22 protein-coding genes are annotated in these 18,498 nt (G+C 42.8%); 2 read left to right on the top strand and 20 right to left on the bottom strand.

Annotation, left to right across the window (positions count from 1 at the left end; all coding sequences use genetic code 11):
* Positions 1-64 precede the first annotated feature (64 nt).
* The 7 genes from AS888_RS01470 to AS888_RS01440 form a co-directional block, all read right to left on the bottom strand.
* On the bottom strand, positions 65-1,330 hold the full coding sequence (locus AS888_RS01470) for a peptidase (protein WP_061140437.1): 1,266 nt from the start codon (positions 1,328-1,330) through the stop codon (positions 65-67).
* A gap of 17 nt (positions 1,331-1,347) precedes the next feature.
* Positions 1,348-2,013 (bottom strand): 3-oxoacid CoA-transferase subunit B, encoded by a 666-nt coding sequence (locus tag AS888_RS01465; protein ID WP_061140436.1) that lies wholly within the window; start codon positions 2,011-2,013, stop codon positions 1,348-1,350.
* The gene (locus tag AS888_RS01460; protein ID WP_061140435.1) at positions 1,980-2,699 is read right to left on the bottom strand and encodes a CoA transferase subunit A; all 720 of its coding nucleotides are present in this window, start codon (positions 2,697-2,699) and stop codon (positions 1,980-1,982) included. Before AS888_RS01460 ends, AS888_RS01465 begins: the two co-directional genes overlap by 34 nt.
* Before the next feature lie 11 nt (positions 2,700-2,710).
* Complete coding sequence (locus tag AS888_RS01455; RefSeq protein WP_061140434.1) at positions 2,711-4,057, bottom strand: aspartate aminotransferase family protein; 1,347 nt, start codon at positions 4,055-4,057, stop codon at positions 2,711-2,713.
* A 178-nt stretch (positions 4,058-4,235) separates the two neighbouring features.
* Entirely contained in the window at positions 4,236-4,565 is a 330-nt protein-coding gene (locus AS888_RS01450) for a hypothetical protein (RefSeq protein ID WP_061140433.1), read from the bottom strand.
* Positions 4,566-4,785: 220 nt separating this feature from the next.
* Positions 4,786-5,760, bottom strand: coding sequence for a S66 family peptidase (locus AS888_RS01445; protein ID WP_061140432.1), 975 nt, complete (start codon positions 5,758-5,760; stop codon positions 4,786-4,788).
* Between the two features lie 202 nt (positions 5,761-5,962).
* Positions 5,963-6,127 carry a YjcZ family sporulation protein gene (locus tag AS888_RS01440; protein WP_061140431.1) on the bottom strand — a complete coding sequence of 55 codons (165 nt, stop codon included), beginning with the start codon at positions 6,125-6,127 and terminating at the stop codon, positions 5,963-5,965.
* 297 nt (positions 6,128-6,424) lie between these two features.
* On the opposite strand from AS888_RS01440, the gene AS888_RS01435 reads away from it, so the two are divergent.
* Positions 6,425-7,513 carry an SGNH/GDSL hydrolase family protein gene (locus AS888_RS01435; RefSeq protein WP_061140430.1) on the top strand — a complete coding sequence of 363 codons (1,089 nt, stop codon included), beginning with the start codon at positions 6,425-6,427 and terminating at the stop codon, positions 7,511-7,513.
* A 39-nt stretch (positions 7,514-7,552) separates the two neighbouring features.
* Here AS888_RS01435 and msrB read toward each other — a convergent pair whose 3' ends face one another.
* Both msrB and msrA read right to left on the bottom strand, forming a co-directional pair.
* Entirely contained in the window at positions 7,553-7,981 is a 429-nt protein-coding gene (gene msrB, locus AS888_RS01430; RefSeq protein ID WP_061140429.1) for a peptide-methionine (R)-S-oxide reductase MsrB, read from the bottom strand.
* On the bottom strand, positions 7,978-8,463 hold the full coding sequence (msrA, locus tag AS888_RS01425) for a peptide-methionine (S)-S-oxide reductase MsrA (RefSeq protein ID WP_061140505.1): 486 nt from the start codon (positions 8,461-8,463) through the stop codon (positions 7,978-7,980). The genes msrB and msrA overlap by 4 nt, the downstream gene beginning before the upstream one ends.
* A gap of 222 nt (positions 8,464-8,685) precedes the next feature.
* On the opposite strand from msrA, the gene AS888_RS01420 reads away from it, so the two are divergent.
* Entirely contained in the window at positions 8,686-9,429 is a 744-nt protein-coding gene (locus tag AS888_RS01420; RefSeq protein ID WP_061140428.1) for a DUF4397 domain-containing protein, read from the top strand.
* Positions 9,430-9,481: 52 nt separating this feature from the next.
* On the opposite strand, the gene AS888_RS01415 is transcribed toward AS888_RS01420, so the two are convergent.
* From AS888_RS01415 to AS888_RS01365, 11 genes are all read right to left on the bottom strand, one after another.
* Positions 9,482-10,066: a YpmS family protein gene (locus tag AS888_RS01415; RefSeq protein WP_061140427.1), complete on the bottom strand. Its 585-nt coding sequence runs from the start codon at positions 10,064-10,066 to the stop codon at positions 9,482-9,484.
* A complete protein-coding gene (locus AS888_RS01410) occupies positions 10,063-10,905 on the bottom strand; it encodes an SGNH/GDSL hydrolase family protein (protein ID WP_061140426.1) in 843 nt (280 codons plus the stop codon). The genes AS888_RS01415 and AS888_RS01410 overlap by 4 nt, the downstream gene beginning before the upstream one ends.
* A gap of 448 nt (positions 10,906-11,353) precedes the next feature.
* Complete coding sequence (locus AS888_RS01405) at positions 11,354-11,944, bottom strand: SCO family protein (RefSeq protein ID WP_061140425.1); 591 nt, start codon at positions 11,942-11,944, stop codon at positions 11,354-11,356.
* A 136-nt stretch (positions 11,945-12,080) separates the two neighbouring features.
* On the bottom strand, positions 12,081-12,923 hold the full coding sequence (locus AS888_RS01400) for a DegV family protein (RefSeq protein WP_061140424.1): 843 nt from the start codon (positions 12,921-12,923) through the stop codon (positions 12,081-12,083).
* A 225-nt stretch (positions 12,924-13,148) separates the two neighbouring features.
* The gene (locus AS888_RS01395) at positions 13,149-13,382 is read right to left on the bottom strand and encodes a DUF2535 family protein (protein WP_397250474.1); all 234 of its coding nucleotides are present in this window, start codon (positions 13,380-13,382) and stop codon (positions 13,149-13,151) included.
* A 167-nt stretch (positions 13,383-13,549) separates the two neighbouring features.
* Complete coding sequence (gene tatC, locus AS888_RS01390) at positions 13,550-14,296, bottom strand: twin-arginine translocase subunit TatC (protein ID WP_061140422.1); 747 nt, start codon at positions 14,294-14,296, stop codon at positions 13,550-13,552.
* 80 nt (positions 14,297-14,376) lie between these two features.
* Positions 14,377-14,568 carry a twin-arginine translocase TatA/TatE family subunit gene (locus tag AS888_RS01385; RefSeq protein WP_061140421.1) on the bottom strand — a complete coding sequence of 64 codons (192 nt, stop codon included), beginning with the start codon at positions 14,566-14,568 and terminating at the stop codon, positions 14,377-14,379.
* Positions 14,569-14,759: 191 nt separating this feature from the next.
* Positions 14,760-16,010 (bottom strand): threonine ammonia-lyase IlvA, encoded by a 1,251-nt coding sequence (gene ilvA, locus AS888_RS01380; RefSeq protein WP_260320078.1) that lies wholly within the window; start codon positions 16,008-16,010, stop codon positions 14,760-14,762.
* Between the two features lie 165 nt (positions 16,011-16,175).
* The gene (locus AS888_RS01375; protein ID WP_061140419.1) at positions 16,176-16,661 is read right to left on the bottom strand and encodes a dihydrofolate reductase; all 486 of its coding nucleotides are present in this window, start codon (positions 16,659-16,661) and stop codon (positions 16,176-16,178) included.
* Positions 16,658-17,452, bottom strand: a complete 795-nt coding sequence (locus AS888_RS01370; protein ID WP_061140418.1) for a thymidylate synthase — start codon at positions 17,450-17,452, stop codon at positions 16,658-16,660. Before AS888_RS01370 ends, AS888_RS01375 begins: the two co-directional genes overlap by 4 nt.
* A gap of 53 nt (positions 17,453-17,505) precedes the next feature.
* Positions 17,506-18,216 carry an anthrax toxin lethal factor-related metalloendopeptidase gene (locus AS888_RS01365; RefSeq protein WP_061140417.1) on the bottom strand — a complete coding sequence of 237 codons (711 nt, stop codon included), beginning with the start codon at positions 18,214-18,216 and terminating at the stop codon, positions 17,506-17,508.
* Positions 18,217-18,498 lie beyond the last annotated feature (282 nt).

Genomic DNA, 18,498 nt, shown 5'->3' with positions numbered 1-18,498 from the left:
ATACCCAGTTACCATTGTAACAAAAGGCCTGACCCTTATTGGAATCAGACCACTCGGAAAATGATTAATTCTGCTCGGCCTCACACCAATCGATAATGGTCAAGGCGATGATTTCCGCAGCCTGCATCATTTTATCCACTTCTATATATTCGTTGGCGTCGTGGGCCAGCTTCGTTTCTCCCGGTCCAAACACGACGACGGGGGTCGAACCCACCGTTGACAGATAGCCTCCATCCGTCGCCCAAGGAGATGCTTCGACAACCGGCTCTTTCCCCCTCACCTTTTCATAATACGTTCCAATCGTTTTCATTAGCGGATGGTTCGTTTCGAGACTGCCAGGCAGCCACCTGGCACCAAACCATTCCAATATAATCGGCTTTTCCTTGAACCATTCATCACGTTCATTCATGGCTTCGATCAATTGGATCAGCGACATCTGTGCCTCCTCCATGGTTTCTGTAGGGGCAATGCCGAATCGTCCTTCAAGGACGGCTGTATCGGGCACGGAAGAAGGCCAATTGCCGCTTGTCAGGCTTCCTATGTTGATCGGAACCGGGATGGGGACATTTTTATAAAGCGAATGACGGAGTGGCTCGTTCCGAACTTGTTCAAGCTGCTTGATTTCTTTCATGACGACCACTGCTTTATCAATGGCACTGACTCCTTCATACCTTGTGCCTCCATGCGCAGACTTTCCTGTTACGATCAGCCGAAACCACATCGATCCCTGCTGCAGCGGAAATAGTTTCATATTGGTAGGTTCCGGGATGATCGCCCCATCCGCTTTGTATCCGCGCATGACCGCGGCTAGCGTCCCGGCACCCCCGCTTTCCTCTTCAATCACACTCTGAAAAATCACGTCTCCCTTCAATTGGATACCTGACTCGACAATCGCTTCAATCGCCAGCAATAAGGAAACATTGCCGCCTTTCATATCGGTCGTTCCCCTTCCGAATACTTTTCCGTCCATCAATCTGCCACTATACGGTTCGTCTTGCCATGCTGAATGATCACCTTCTGGGACTACATCAATATGACCGTTCAAAATAATCGACTTCCCGCTGCCGGTTCCTCTTTTTATCGCGACAAGATTCGGATTTCCTTTAAAATCCTTGCGATCACAATAAAAATGAGGATGATTCCGCAATTGCTCATCCCCGATTTCCCACAAATCTATTTCAAGCCCAAGTTGCCTGCACTTCTCGACGACTATGGCTTGTGCACTCCCTTCCTGCCCTCTCCTGCTCGGTTCCTGGACCAGCTTTTGCAGCAATTGAACAGCCTTAGTCCGTGAGTCCTTCAGCCACGTCCTTATTTCATTCTCGTACATATATCCATTCTCCTCTCTCACTCTTGTAAAATATGGATGTTATTAGACACAGTAAAGGAGGCTCCGGTCTTTTTCCTGATTTCACTTATGCTTGCGGCTGCAAATATATCGGTCAATAGGAGGCCTGCTTTCGTTACGGAAAACACGCCAAGCTCCGTGATGATCATATGTACGCATTTTTTGGACGTTAACGGTAACGTACATGTTTCGACTATTTTAGACATTCCCGTTTTATCACAATGCTCCATCAAGACGATGACCTTTTTAGCCTTTGCCGCCAGTTCCATGGCACCGCCCATGCCTGGCACCCGACTGCCCGGGACGATCCAATTGGCAAGGTCTCCCGCTTCACTGACTTGAAGGGCTCCAAGAATCGTGATATCCACCAAGCCCTGCCGTATCATGCCGAATGCAACCGTGCTATCGCAGTAGGAAGCCCCGTCCCTGATGGTGATCGGCTGTCCACCGGCATTGCAAAGATGAGCATCTTCTTTTCCCCTGTCAGGAGCACTGCCCATTCCCACAAGGCCATTTTCTGCATGAAACATCACATCGCGAGCATGGATGAGATGATTCGGGACGAGCGATGGCATCCCGATCCCTAAGTTGACCAGCATTCCATTGCTAATTTCAGCTGCAGCACGTTTCGCTAATCGATTTCTATCTTCGGTTCCCAAGCCCACTTCCAATCGACTCCTTTCGAAGGAATGATATGATCGACAAAGGCTCCCGGTACAATGATATCCTCGGGATCCATTGAGCCTAGCGGAACGATGTGCCGTGCTTCGACAATCGTGATTTTGCCGGCCATCGCCACGAGCGGATTCGTATTCCGCGCGGTTTTATCAAATATTAAATTACCATACGAATCTGCCATTTCTGCATAAACGATGGCGATATCCCCCGTTAATGCCGGTTCAACCAAATATCGTTCATCACCGAGGTTGATGATCTGTTTGCCATCCCGGACGATATCGGCATCGATGCCGATATCAGTCAGTATCCCACCCAGGCCCATCCCGCCAGCCCTGATGCGTTCGGCGAGTGTCCCTTGCGGGGAGAATTCCACCTCTAGTTCACCGTTGTTCATTAGTGAACCAGCGTTGGGATTGGAACCGATATGGGAGGCGATGACTTTTTTGGCACGGCGCTGCGTGACCAGTTTTCCGATGCCTATCTCGGGGAAGCCCGTATCATTACCAATCAAGGTTAGATGCTTAATGCCTGTTTCCAAAATCAGATTGATTAAGCCCGGAGGTGTCCCTATGCCACCGAAGCCGCCATAAAGGATGGACTGGTGATCTTTAAACAGATGGACAATATCTTCAAAACGGCAAATTTTCCCGAATGTATTTTCAGACACGGCGATTCACTTCCTCGTTAGGATGGCAACTTGCCCAAAGTTTCATTAAATTGCTGAAAAGTTATATCAATCCTCATTAACAATTCAGCACATTCTTCTTCCGTTATCGTCAGCGGCGGGGAAATGATGATCGCCGATCCGGTTACACCGTCAAGGCCTGCTGCTGCAGGATAGAGGAGTATACCATTTTTCATGCCCAATTCAATGATTGCCTGGGTCACATCGGCCGGGTTTGGAAACGGGGTCTTTGCGACTTTGTCCTGAACGAATTCGAGGCCAATCAATAAACCTCTGCCACGGATATCACCAATAAAGGAATATTTCCGCGCCAGTTTCTTCAGGCCCCTGCTCAGGTCTTTCCCCCGATCGCCTGATTTCTCGACCAGTTCATTCTCCTCGACATATTTCAATACGGCCAACGAAATGGCACACGATAATGGATTCGCACTAAGCGTGTGACCGCCCATGATGGACCTTGATCCCCCCAGTATCGGCTCCATCACTTTTTTGGTCATGACTGCCGCAGCTATCGGGGTATATCCGCCGCTCATCCCTTTGCCAAATGTAACGATATCTGGTTCAACATCCCAATGCTCACAGGCAAGCATCTTACCGGTCCGGCCAAAGCCTGTCATGACTTCATCGGCAATGAATAATATGTCATGCTCCTCGCAGATTTTCTTTAGCTTTTGAAAATAGCCATCAGGCGGGACGATGGCCCCTCCCGCAGCACCGATGACAGGTTCGGCAATGAATGCCGCTATGTTGTCACTGCCAATTCTGCGTATTGATGCTTCCAATTCCGACGCACAGGCCATCCCGCACGTGTGTGCATCAAGTTGAAGCGGACACCTGTAACAATAGGGCGGAGACACGGAAGGATAGGATTCAAGCATGGAGGTGAACCGTTCCCGGCGAATTGGATGACCAGACATCGATAGCGCCCCCATCGTAATACCATGGTAGCTCATCCAGCGTGAAATGACTTTTTGCTTCCGTGGCTTTCCTTTTTCCTGCCAATGCTGAATCGCAATTTTCAAAGCCGTTTCAGTCGCTTCGGAGCCGCTGTTCACAAAAAAGCTATACGTTAGATCCCCCTTTGTCAATTCAGCTATTTTCTCGGCAAGTTCTTCTGCTGCTTCACTAGTAAACTGTGACCGATAAACGAATGAAACCTGTTTAGCCTGTTTAACCATCGCCTCCATCACTTCCTGAACACCATGGCCAATATTGGCAGTAACCGCACCGGAGGAGGCATCCAGGTAATCCTTTCCTTTTTTGTCGTATAAAAAAACGCCTTGACCATGACTGATGGTCGGGTAGGCTCCCCCTAAGACCGGCTTAATTAATGAAGACTGCTGCATAAGCCCACACTCTCCTTCTCTAAAAAAACACATGCAGTATAATACAGTGTATGTCCTGTGTACGGCAATCTTGCTAGGAATTTGCTCTAAGCCTGTAAAGGACTCAATTTCTTAGTTTCAAAGAATTGCCAAAAAAAATTGACAAAAAAAGTGTATCCACGAGAGATACACTTTTTTCTTACAATGCGGGTATTAGTTTTTGTTCACGAATCGATTCCAAAAAACTTTCATCCTTTAAAACAGCCAGCACATTTTTATAAAAAGCAGTTTTATCGATAACTGAAGTATGTACATATTCATACTCTTTTAAAGATGGATGACGCAAAACATCTTTCATGCAAGAAAGACAAACCTTTTTAGTTCCTAGCTTATAGTAGTTCAAGTTACTTGCATCCCCATTGGAAGTGTCTTCGTTACATACGAAGCAAGTATGGCTTACACGGCCCTTTTTATTATATTCGGCCAAAGCCCCTTCTAAACGACTGGATGCTTGAATTGTTAATAACACATAATCACCTTTTCTATTTTAAATCTCTTAGTATTATATCAGAAAAATATAGAATTTGAACAATTAGACTCATATTCCCTAATAATGCTTATTAAACAAGGAAATTTCCAGAGCGGATTAAACGGTCCCCTCCTAAAAAACGCCAAAAACGAAACTATATTTCTGCCTGCCCAAACAGATTAAAACACCGTCCACTTCTGAACGGCGCAATTATATGAATTTATGTTTGGATATGGATCGTTGCTTTTCCGTTCTTCACATTCAAGGATGCCTTCGAACCGTTTGGTACCGTCACGAATGGATGAACATGGCCAAAATTGGCATTTGCGATGACAGGAATGCCCTTTAGCTCTTTTTTTGTTGCAATGATTTCCTGCAAGGCATAATCGGTCATTCCCGATTCCTTTTGGAAACGGCCGATGATGATTCCCTTGATTCCACCTGCATCTGGCTGGTGCAGCAATGATTGTAAATCCCTGTCAAAACTGAATGGATGACTTTCTTCGTCATCTTCTATGAACAGGATACGTCCTTTAAGGGAAGGCATGAACTCTGTTCCTTGCAATAAATTGAGGGTGCAAAGATTTCCGCCAATGACGGTCCCGGCTGCATCCCCTTCCTGGATGACCATATACCCGTCATTCGGGTGGAAGGTGCGGTCCTCCTGTTCCAAATGCCAAGAATCATCACTCCACGTTTCACTCGGTGCTAGAAAGAAGCTGTCACTTTCGATTGTGGCCTTTTTGAAGTGCTCCATCGTGTATGCAAGCCCGGCCTTCATCCCGAATGTAGAAAAATGCGGACCGGAGTATGTAGTTAAGTCTGTTTTTTTGTGGATAGCCAATAAAATGGCGGTTATATCACTATATCCCATCAACACTTTAGGGTTTTTTTCAATCAAATCGTAATCGATATACCGTAATAATTGATTGGCATTATAACCCCCGATGGCTGTGAAGATTCCTTTTACATTCGGATCCCTGAATGCATCATGCAAATCCTCGATCCGGTCCTCGATCGAATTCGAAAAAAAGTCATCATGAAACAAAGCCGTTTTTCCATATGTCACCTTAAAACCAAGCTCCGTCAATCTTTCTTCGGCCAATCTCCGTTGCTCCCCCTTGACAATCGCCAAGCTTCTCGAAGGCGCAATGACGCGTATTTCATCCCCTGCTTGCAGACGGGAAGGTATCATTTCCATTTCTCCCTTCATTACATTACATAGTCGTTATTTTAGCAGAAATGGTCAATAAAGAAAAATCAAGCCGCTTAAAAAGGGTGCACCGCATGAATCCTGCCTGTCCATATATGGTCGGCAATCTTTAGAGTCATTCCCGTCCCTGTCATTCCAACATGAAGAAAGACCAGTTTCTCAACTGGTCTTTTAGTCTATTCCATTAGCAACAGAATGAAGCACCGATGATAATCAACAGAATGAACAAGACAACGATTAATGCGAAGCCTGATCCAAATCCGCCGCAACCGCCACCGTATCCACCGCCACCGCCGCAGTTACCACCACCATAGCCGTATCCTCCGCCAAATCCACCATATCCGTACATAAAGTTTCACTCCTTTTAGAATTCTGATTTCTCTTTACACCTTACCATATGTCAATACGCCCGCCTTGGTCTGTGTATTTGCCCATTTTTTCTTGATTTAGGGAAAACTTTCGAATTCATCGCTACATCCTTCAGGGATGAACCACTAAAAATAACCAAGAAAAATGTCAAAAAACGTTTCTTATTTTATTGTGTTACGTTGAATTTGGGATATAATAAGGAAAAAACAATTCTTAGCCTCTTTAAGCTATCCCATTCCTATAATGGATACATAAAAGGTTAAACGGGGGAACACAATTGAAAAAGTACGCAAAATCCTTCATCCCTTTCGCTGCAATCGCCACGATTCTTCTTATCAGCTATATCCTTCAAAAAGTTCCTAAAACCTATGGATCAGATGATTCGATAAATGTTTATCAAAAATTCCAATCAGGACAGCCCATTCAATATCTCGTTATCGGTGACAGTATCGGCAGGGGATCTGGCGCTGAAAATCCTAGCCTGACATGGTTCAAACAGTTAGAACATAAAATGAACGAAAAAGATGATTCCCGTTTACACGGCGATTATGTAGTCCAAAGCGGCTCCACTGCTTTTGAGGGTCTATTCAAGCTTTCCCAAAGAAGGGAACATGAACATAAGGATTTGATTTTCATCGTATTTGGTGAGAATGACCGAAAATATATGAATGTCGACGATTTTACGATGACCTATGAGGCATTGATCAGAAAAGCAAAACACCTTCACCCTCATGCAGAATTGTTTACGATAACGGAAAGTTCCTTGAAGCAGGACGAATTTGCTGCCGCGATTGCACGTTTATCCAATCATTACGGCGCAACGAATGTTGATATGCGTCCGGTATTCAGGAATTCCGGTTATACGGAGAAACAGTTGACTAAAGATCTGGTTCATCCGAATGGTCTTGGCTATAGATTTTATGCGAATGCCATTTATGATCGCTTCCAGGATAACGTCAAACGGGAAAAGACTGTAGCAGCGCTTCCCTCTAAGCTTCACGCCCATGCGGAATTAGAATTATCGGAAATTGAACACTATGAAAAAATGAAGGGCTTCCGTCCTAAAGGCGGCTATTATACAAGCAGTGAAAAAGGCAGTGTGATAGATTATCAATTCAACGGAAGCATTCTTGGCGTAAAGCTGCTGAGAAGTCCGGATGGCGGAGAGGTCAAAGTCTGGATCGACGGCAATGAAGTCACGACATTGAATACATGGTGGCCATTCGCCCGGGAAAGATATATATACGTCACAAACGGACTACCTCCCGGTCCGCATACCGTCCGTTTTGAGGTAGCGGGGAGAATAAAAGCATTCGACCAGGATACCATCCCATCTGTCAGGATTGCATCGATCATCACCGATTAAATTGTAAAAACCCCGATAAATGAATCGGGGTTTTTACATTCAATCAAATAGCTTTTTGTATTCTCCGTACCCTTCTTTTTCAAGGTCTTCAAGCGGTATGAACCGTAAAGATGCGGAATTGATGCAATAACGCAGCCCGGATGGTCCCGGTCCATCATTGAAAACATGACCAAGATGGGAATCGGCATTTTTTGAACGAACCTCGATTCTTCTCATTCCGTAACTCGTATCAAGGTTTTCCACTACTTCTTCTTCTTTAAGCGGTTTCGTAAAACTTGGCCAACCGCAGCCTGAATCGAATTTTTCCTTTGAAGTGAACAGTGGGTCACCTGAAACGATATCCACATATAACCCTGCTTCCTTCAAATTCCAATATTCATTATGGAACGCTGGTTCTGTTCCGTTGTTTTGCGTGACTTCATATTGGATCGGTGAAAGTTTCTGCTTCAATTCGTCTTTACTTTTCATTTTTTATCCCCCCAATAATTTTGTATAAATGCTTTTCGGCCCGAACCGGTCGAATATCTTTCATAATGCTCAGGCTGCTTTTTATAATAATGCTGATGATAGGTCTCTGCTGGATAAAATGGAGCCGCTGGTATGATCGGCGTTACGATCGGTTTCGAAAATTTGCCGCTCGCCGAAAGCTCGGCTTTGGATGCTTCAGCAATTTCGCGTTGTTTTTCGTCATGATAAAAAATTGCCGTTTGATAGGAACTTCCCCGGTCATAAAATTGTCCTCCGGCATCGGTCGGGTCGATTTGCTGCCAAAACAACTCGACTATGTCCTCATATGGAAAGACTTTTGGATCAAATGTAATTTGAACAGCTTCAAAATGTCCCGTGGTTTCAGAGCAAACTTCCTTGTACGTGGGATTTTCCGTTGTCCCGCCGGTATATCCGGAAATAACGGATTCGATACCAGGCTGCTCATCGAACGGTTTCACCATGCACCAGAAGCATCCGCCTGCGAATGTTGCTTTCTCTAACTGTTTCGTCAAAAGAAATCCTCCCTTTTTACAAACGATTCATTGAATGCATTTTAACGCTTTTACTTTGCCCTGTAAAATAATATGCCGTTTCATCCATCTTTTCAATGAATGGGTCAGACACACACATTGGCATTCCCCCGTAAGATGGAGTCATAATGGAAAAATGCGAGGTGTTTGGAAATGAGCGATACACAATCATTTTTACAAAAAGCGAAAACCTATGGTTTACTATCGTCTTATTATCAATACAGCAATCCAAAGCTACATGAGTATTATTCCCAGAAACATTTGAAAAATCTTGAAAAAGCGTCACAACAACTGAAATATGAACAAATGAAAGTCACACTTCCTGCACAAATGCGCATTTTACAAGTTGCTTCAGCTGCCCCCTCCATGGATATTCATGTAAATGGAGTCCCTATTTTCAAAAACCTCTCATTTAAAGAAAGCAGTCGTTACATGACCTTCCCTGCTGGAAGGCACCAGTTGGACATATATTTGAATGAAGAAACCCGTTCGCCCCTGCTCAGCCGGAACCTGGAGCTCGAAGGAGGGACATCTTATACGCTCGCCGCCGCTTTTGCCAATGAGTCCTTGACACTCTTACCATTCATTGATCTGCCCTTTGTCCCTCAAAATGAAGCAAAGTTCCGCTTCATACATTTGGCACGCGCAATGCCTTCGGTCGATATTGCCGTAAAAGATGGGGATGTCGTATTCGAAGAGATCTCTTTCCAACAGGCAAGTGACTATCTCACGATCCATCCCATGATTGTTGATTTCGATGCAAGGGAAGCCGGGACAAAACGAATCGTATCCTCATTGCCTGATATGGAATTTAAAGAAAATACAGCTTCGACCCTTTATATAATCGGCTTGAATCATGAAACAGACCGCTTAGAATCAATTATGTTATCTCCATAAATAAAAAAACCAGGACATATCAATCCTGGTTTTTTCATCCATTTCCCCTCGATCACTGAAACGATGATGGGATGGTCAATAAAAACGAAATATCATCCTTTTTAAGATTGAAATCCTTCGCTTTGACCCTGATGTCACTTTTCAATTCCATATCCTGTAACGAAACGTAAATACTTTCATCATTTGGCCTGATGCTGACCCATTCCGGCATATTATAGCGTTCGTTTATTAAATTCATTACATATGACACAGGAAGATTCATTCGGCCGACCGCAATAGATTTTTGCTTTAACACCAAGTCCCCGTTCTTTTGAGCAATCGGCTCGAAAGTTAATTTCATTTCCACTTCACGATTGAAAAATGGCATCGTCCCATACAACTCGACCTCGTCCGTCAAATATACTTCGTAATGCATGGGACCTGTCAATCCTTCCTTATCGAGATACTGATTGATCAGTCTTGTCAAATCTTCACGATTTGTGTGAATTTGAAATTGGATATCTTCCTCGTGGCTAACCTTTGGTATGAGTTCTTTGTCTTTAGCGGGTAAATTCACTAAAATCAGAACGAACAGGATGACCAGGATGTTTATCGCTAAGAGGGAAAAAAACAAAGTCTTCCATTTGACCTTTGTCATTCTTGGTCATCATCTCCTTTGGCACTTGCTTCCAACGTGTCCTTTCCAATAGTGGTGATATCCATGTCATTATAAATTCTTGTCGCAATCAATTCATAACCACGATCATTCGGATGAAAATAATCTTCAGCATAAAGCAAATCTTCATCGGAATTCTTGAAAATATCTGCTATTTCAATAAAATAAGCTGAATCATATTCTTCGATAATTTCTTTGCCACTTTCATTCCAATCATTCATGATCAGATCAAGCTCATAAAAATCCCCGAACCACTTGGAAAACGGATTATACACGCCTACAAGGTAAATTTGGGCATGGTCATTTTCTGAGCGCACCTTATCGAGTATCTGCCTCAATCTTTTTTCATACCCTGATTTTGCCGCCTTAAACTGATTCAATTCCAAATTCGAGAAATTCTTTTTAAACACCTTCATGATATCATTGCCACCGATTGTGACGACGACCGAATCAGCTTGTTCAATGTCTTTTTTAATTCTTGCCTTATCCAGTCTTTTCAAAAGTTGATCGGTTCGATTTCCGCGTATACCATGATTGATCATCTCTACAGAAGTAATCGATGGCTCTTTCTCCAGCTTATTTTGTAAATAAGGCAGATACCCGCCATTATCTTTGCTATCACCGACGCCTTGAGTCAAGGAATCGCCAATTGACACGATTTTCACAGGATCCGGAAAAAAGCTGGCAGGAATCGTTTCCTTTTCACTCAGCTTAACGATGCTTTTCTGCTGAACAGCTGGTTGGCTTGAAGCCGTTTCGCTTTGACCGCAACCAGAAATCCAAACTATGCATATGAAAAGACAGGTGATTCTGTATCTCATGGCCCTCACCTTCCTACCCATATATTATATCATGTAGAAAACGAAAGATTGCAAACAATATACCTCCGCTATAATTCAAGCGATAGCCTTTCCTACCATATGATATGAAAAATGCCGCGAATTAAAGCTAGTCCTATAAAATTTAGCATGTACTGAGCATGTAAAATCATTCTTCAGTTCATCCGTTTCTTCAAAAATCCACTCGACTGTTCCACTTACCCCAATATAAAGCAAGGTAAACAAAAAAAAGTTCTTTTCGTAAAGGTTTTGTTTTTAAAACGAAGCGATTTAAGGTTGATCCTGGCGGAAATGCAAGGCTCCTGCCGGAAGATCGGGTCAGATGAAACCACGGGCGTTCACGGGGATATCAAACACAACGCATGACTTGGGCAATAGCAACAAATTATGCGAACACAGCCGAAAAAAAAAGAACAGGTCAGTAGCCTGTTCAATAATTTTGCAGGATTTTTATATGCTTGATCATGTCCTCAAAGGGGATGTCCTGCAGACCCGTATAATCGCGAATGATCTTGCCGTCTTGATCCATGAGAAAAAAGCTGGTTCCATGAATGACCTGATCCTCTTTTTCTGGTTTTTTGACGATCGTCTTGAAATTATCCAGTGCAAATTGCTCGATTTCTCCCTGACCATAACCAGTCAAAAAATGCCAATTTTTATAATCGACATTAAATTGATCACCAAATTTCTTTAATACATCCGGCTTGTCTATTTCGGGATCGACAGAAAAGGAGACGAATTCCACATCCTCTATCCCTTCATCCTTCAATTGCTGTTGCAGCTTCGACATATTGGAGGTCATCGGCAGACAGACCGTTTCACAGCTGGTAAAGATAAAATCCGCTACCCAAACCTTACCCTTGAGATCACTTTTTGAAAAAGGCTTGCCATCCTGATCGATGTAACTAAAATCCTCAAGGTCCCAATTTTTCGCTTCCGGGACACCACTTGAACCACATGCCGTCAATAGCAATAGTATCGATGCCCCCATAGCTGCCATTAGCACATGCAGCTTTCTCATTTCTACCCCGTCCTTTATGTATAAAATATTCTGATACTTCTTTCATTCTAACAGAACCTTTGCATGGAGGACAGTACCTCTTTCTATGGAGCGATAATCTATGTCAAAAGGAAGAACCTAACCGATAATATTCATCTCAATCCCAATAATACATGATTGCCATGGCGCCCTCACCTGTATGGGTACTGACAACGGCGGTGGTTTCTTCTATCTTTAAATCCTGAAAGCCAGATAGTTCACTGATGGCATGACGGACTTTATCCGCCAATTCGAAACCGTTGGCATGTACAAAACCAATGCCCCTGATTTTTTTACCATCCGTATCTTCCTTGAATTTCTTGATGATGAACTTCACGACCTGTGACTGGCTTCTGGCTTTGGAAACCGGATGCAATACACCATCCTCCAAAAGCGCTATCGGCTTGATGTGAAGCAGTGAACCGATAAAAGCGGAAACTTTCCCAATCCTGCCGCCCTTAACAAGGTTATCCAGTGTTTCGATGACAATGATCAGGCTTGACTGTTTCTTGATATGCTCCAGCCTTTCGATTATTTCTGCAACGGATTTCCCTTCTTTCGCAAGCTTTGCGGCCTCGATCACTTGGAAAGACATCGACTTGGAAATGAATTTCGAGTCAAAAACGGTTACCTTCGCGTCGGACATGCTTGCGGCACTTTCCGCAGAGCGTACAGTCCCGCTCATACCACCTGTCATATGGATGGAAAGGACCTCCGTGCCGTCTTTGCCAAGCTCGTTGTAAACCTCCATAAACGTTCCTGCCGCAGGCTGTGAGCTTTTCGGAAGTTCTTTTGAACGGTTCATCCTTTTCAGGAATTCTTCCTGTTCGATTTCGACTTTATCCAAAAAGGTTTCCCCATCAATGGAAATCGATAAAGGAACCATCGTGATATCATAATATTCCAGTTCTTCCGGTGTCATATCCACCGTTGAGTCTGTCACTATCTTTACTTTATTCATCAATACACATCCCTAAATTAACATATCTATTGTATTATACCTACTCAAGGTAAGCATTTAAACCTAAGGTCCTTTTTGTCATCCCGAGGCATGCTTCGCCTCGAAATGATTACACAAAAAAAGACCGTTCCATCCACTAACCTTAAATGATGCCGCTTCATTCGATATCTCGTGGAATTCGGGGCATCTCTATTATCGGATTAGTTAGCGATGGAACAGTCCGCATCAAGCATTATTAAGTAAATTCCCAGGAAAAATTGTGTTATATACAGGCCATTTGAGCACGGATGCTAAATATTGCTTAAATGAGTAACTCTCTTTATGATCTTTATTGGCAAAAACTTTCTTTACGAATACTTCCAAACGCACGGTCAACATAAAAAAATTCGGATCACTAGGCAGTAAGACAGGTATTTCTGAAATGGTGACCTTATGTCCAAAACAATCTTTGAATTCCAAGCATTTGAACATCAAAATATCAATCCTCATTTTCAACCGATTGCTTACATTATACACAATAAATCCAAAAGTATAAATATTCAAATGTGTAAAAAATAGGACAAATCATGCTTGTTATCAAGAATACAAAAAGACCCATGAAGGACAGGTGCCTTCATGGGTCTTTTTCATATACCTTCTTCAATGTTGCCATCACGCAAACTTTCACGTTTCACCTTGCGTTTATAGACGACCTTTGATAAGGAAATGCTGATTTCATATAATAGCAGCAACGGAACCATTACCAGGAAGTCTGACATAAAGTCAGGCGGCGTGATCGATACGGCGATGACCACGAGAACAAAGTACGCATATTTCCTTAACTTTTGAAGCACATACGGATTGATGATGCCGATGGAGGTCAAAAACATCGTAACGACGGGAAGCTCGAACAAAACTGCAAATGGCATGGTCATATTGAAGACGAATGAAAAGTACTTATCCGCAGTGAAATTCGTTATGAACATCCCATCTCCCAATTCAATCAAGAACTGGAGGATCGTCGGGAAAATGACGAAATAACCGAATGCCAGGCCTCCAATAAATAGCAGAAAAAGTGCCGGGATATAGGAAAGCGTCGCCCTTACTTCATTCGGCATCAAGGCAGGCTTGACGAATAACCAGATTTGCAGGGCAATTATCGGTATCGTTGCTGCAATGGCCACCACGCCGGAAAGCATGAAGTAAATCCAAATGATATCACTTGGGCCCAATACCATCAGGTCAAAATCAAGATCCTTCACAAACCAATGATAAATTTCTTCAACATAAATAAAACTGGCGATAAAAAAGATGATAAAAGCAACAGCTGTTATGATGAGCCGTTTTCTTAGTTCATCGAGATGATCGATGATATTTAGTTCTTTATCTTCCACTATTGATCACGCCTTCAAAATCAGTGTCTTTGTTCCAGCATAAAGGCGCAAGACGATTCCATCTTACGCCCACCGTTTAATCATTCATGATTTTTTTGTTGTAATTTCTTATCTTCCTCATAATCGCCTTTTGTTAATTCATTCGTGGACTTTTTGAATTCACGAAGCGTTTGTCCAAATGCACGGCCAATCTCAGGAAGTTTCTTCGGACCAAATATTATTAGTGCCAATATCAGGATGAGAATTAGACCAGGTACTCCAATGTTCGACATGGATACAACCCCTTTGGTGTTATAATTAAACATACCTTGATTATAATACCATTTCCAACCAATTGAAAGTAAACCGACAATCCGTCATATAATGGTAACAATTATCGACAGGGTGTTTGTTACGACTGGGAAGGTAGAATAAAATGTAAAATATAATATTATTCTATCCTAATTTATCATGTTGTAGCTGCTTAAATCAACAAGTGAAATAAATTACTGTCTTTATTGACCTCGACGAAAGAGAAACCTTTTTTATTCATTCTTTGGATGAGTCCCTCATAGTCATTCTTGACTTTCAATTCGATACCCACCAATGCAGGACCGCTTTCTTTATTGTTTTTCTTTGTGTATTCAAAACGGCTGATATCATCATTCGGCCCTAGAACCTCGTCAAGGAATTCCCTTAATGCGCCGGCCCGTTGTGGAAAATTGACGATAAAATAATAAAGCAGCCCTTCATATAGTAAAGATTTCTCCTTGATTTCCTGCATCCGCCCAATATCGTTGTTCCCGCCACTGACCATGCAAACAACCGTTTTCCCTTTGATTTGTTCTTTGTACGAATCCAACGCCGCTACAGAAATGGCTCCTGCCGGCTCGGCGACAATCGCATGCTGATTATATAAATCGAGGATGGTCGTACAGATTTGTCCGGAAGGAACGACAACGATGTCTTCCAGGTTATCTTTGCATAACCGAAATGTTTTTTGTCCTACGCACTTGACTGCTGCACCGTCCACGAAGGTATCTATGCTTTCAAGTTCAGTCACTTTCCCTTCCTTGAACGAATATTCCATCGATGCCGCATCAAGCGGCTCCACACCAATGCATTTCGTATTAGGTGAAACCGATTTGAAATAACTGGATACACCAGCCATCAGTCCGCCGCCGCCGATTGCCGCGAAGACATAGTCAATTTCAGCTTCACAATCATTCAGGATTTCAACAGCCGTCGTACCCTGTCCGGCAATAACTTTATCATCATCAAATGGGTGGATAAAAGTGCGCCCTTCTTTTTCACAGCATTCCATCGCCATGGCAAATGCATCATCGAATGTATCACCGGCAAGAATGATCTCGACGTTATCCTTGCCAAATAGCTGTACTTGATCGACCTTTTGCCTTGGTGTTGTGGCAGGCATGAAAATTTTGCCATGTATCCCCAACTGGCTGCAGGAAAAAGCGACCCCTTGTGCATGGTTGCCTGCACTGGCACATATGACTCCGTTCGCCGTCTCTTCGTGGGTCAAGCTCTTCATTTTGTAGAATGCCCCTCTTAATTTAAAGGAGCGCACATGTTGTAGATCCTCGCGTTTTAAATAAACATTACATTCATATTTATCAGATAGTCTCTGATTTTTTTGTAGAGGAGTATGTAGAACGATGTCTTTCAGTTCTCTATAGGCAATTAGAATATCCTCCAATTGGATCCCCCTGTTCATTGATGCAGTCTGATTCATAACTATCCCTCATTTCCTTCCTAATCAATTCAATCATTATAGCACTTTACTACAGGTAATGTAATTGATTTTTCTAAAAATTCCATCTTTTATCCTTTTCATGCAAAAAATCCGATCATGGGTACTTCCCATAACCGGATTCGTCGTTTATTTTTTTTGCAAGATAATGAAATCATGTGCAAAGCAATTTTTTTCATCCACGGTACCTCGGATTGAGGAAACCTTTTCCCATTCATTTTCTTCAATGGCAGGAAAAAAGGTATCACCTGCAAATGTTTCATGAATTTCCGTTATATATAATCGATCGGCAAATGGCAGGATTTCTTTAAAGATTTCGGCCCCACCGATCACGAATACCTCGTCATCTCGATTGTCTGCATACGTTTTGATTTGGGAAATATCATGTAAGACCACACAGCCCACCGCCTTGAAACCTTGATTGCGGGTAACGATGACATTTTCCCTTCCAGGCAGCACCCTGCCAATCGATTCAAATGTTTTTCTTCCCATAACGATGGGATGCCCCAACGTCACTTTTTTAAAATACTGCAAATCTGCCGGCAAATGCCACGGCAGTTGATTATCATTACCAATCACACGGTTTTGATCCATGGCGACGATCAACGAAATCATATGCTTACCTCACCCTTAATATGGGGATGCGCTTCATAATTTTCCAGTACGAAGTCATCGAAGCTAAAATCGAAGATATTCTTCACTTCCGGATTTATTTTCATGATCGGCAATGGTTTAGGGTCACGAGTCAATTGCAGCTCAACCTGTTCCAAATGGTTAGAATAAATATGGACGTCCCCAAAGGTATGTACAAATTCCCCCACTTCCAAATCGCACACCTGGGCAATCATCATCGTTAACAGGGCATACGAAGCTATATTAAAGGGAACGCCTAAAAAAACATCCGCCGAACGTTGATATAACTGGCACGAAAGCTTGCCGTCAGCCACATAGAATTGAAAGAAGGCATGACATGGCGGCAAGGCCATCTCATCCAATTCCCCAACATTCCAAGCACTCACTATCAATCTTCTTGAATTGGGATTCGTTTTGATTTGCTCGATCAATTCACTGATCTGGTCGATTTGCCTACCATCAGCCGTCCCCCATGATCGCCATTGATGACCATATATCGGACCTAGTTCACCATTTTCATCAGCCCATTCATTCCAGATGCGCACGCCATTTTCCTGAAGGTAGCTAACGTTTGTATCTCCCTTCAAAAACCATAACAATTCATGGATTATCGCTTTCAAACTAACCTTTTTCGTCGTAAGGACAGGAAATCCTTCTTGCAAATTGAACCTCATTTGATAGCCAAAGGTACTGATCGTTCCCGTTCCCGTACGATCGCCTTTTTGAGTTCCATTTTCCAGGACATGCTTACATAAATCCAAATACTGCTTCATGCTATACCACCTTTTCTACATTCATTCATCTTATTTTAACGTAAGTCCAATGTTTAATCTAATTGTTTAATAAAATGATATGTCTTGGGTGCTTTTTGTTTAAGTAATCGGTTTTGTTCTGGGTTTACATAAAACATGGCAAACGTTTCGGCAAAATATTCTTCAGGATAATTGGAAAAATACGACTGTCCGGGAAACAAGCCATCCACTTCCTTACCCCAGATTTTTAAATAATCCATGTCATCCCGAATCCCATCGAATACGATATTATCAATCGAATGCGCCAGTTCATGGAGCTCCAAATTGACCGACCCATGCCCGTTGCCCTTATCGCTTGCGCCGATCTTGACCAATACGGTATGAGATCCGCCCATGCCAGGCACGTCATCCCAGGTCGTTTTTTTATTCAAATAACCCCGGGGCGTATGTCCCTTTAAATTAGCTGCCGATTGGTTTTCTGTTAGATTACCTTGGAATAATTTAATCCTGACACCGCTCTCAGCCGTTTTCTCCAATAACGATTGGGGCAGTTCATCGATCGTTTCCCCAATTTTCAACGCTTCCTTTTCATCGAAATCCTCTTCAGGAAATAAAAATATTTTCCGCAAAACTTTATTGTCATTAAACAAGTCAGCTTGCCTCAAAAGACTATCTTTTGGCAATTCACGCCATCTCATACCATCTTCCTTTGCTATTGAATAGGAGAGCATGGTTAAAAAAAAGACAAATAACGCCGATATGATTAGCCACTTTTTCCGTTGCATGAACTTCTCCCCCTTCACCATTTCACTGAAAATGTATGTATGTTCGTTCCCTTAAACTATTATTCTAGTATAACATACGGATTGGAAGCGAAAACTCCATGTTTTATTGGTAATTATGGCAACGCTTATTTTGGGAGCACCATTTCTGCAACCCTTTCATATATCAACCTTATATAATGTAAAAGGTTTAAGGTGATTTCATGGAAACCAATAATAAAAATGCCCTTTTGAATGAGCAAAGGGAGCTAGCTGAAGAAGTTCTTGATATCTACAGTTTAAAAG

It is taken from the genome of Peribacillus simplex (assembly GCF_001542915.1).
GTDB classification, from domain to species: domain Bacteria; phylum Bacillota; class Bacilli; order Bacillales; family DSM-1321; genus Peribacillus; species Peribacillus simplex_B.
The sequence above is the reverse complement of the archived record's forward strand: the minus strand, read 5'-3'. Positions and strand labels throughout refer to the sequence as shown.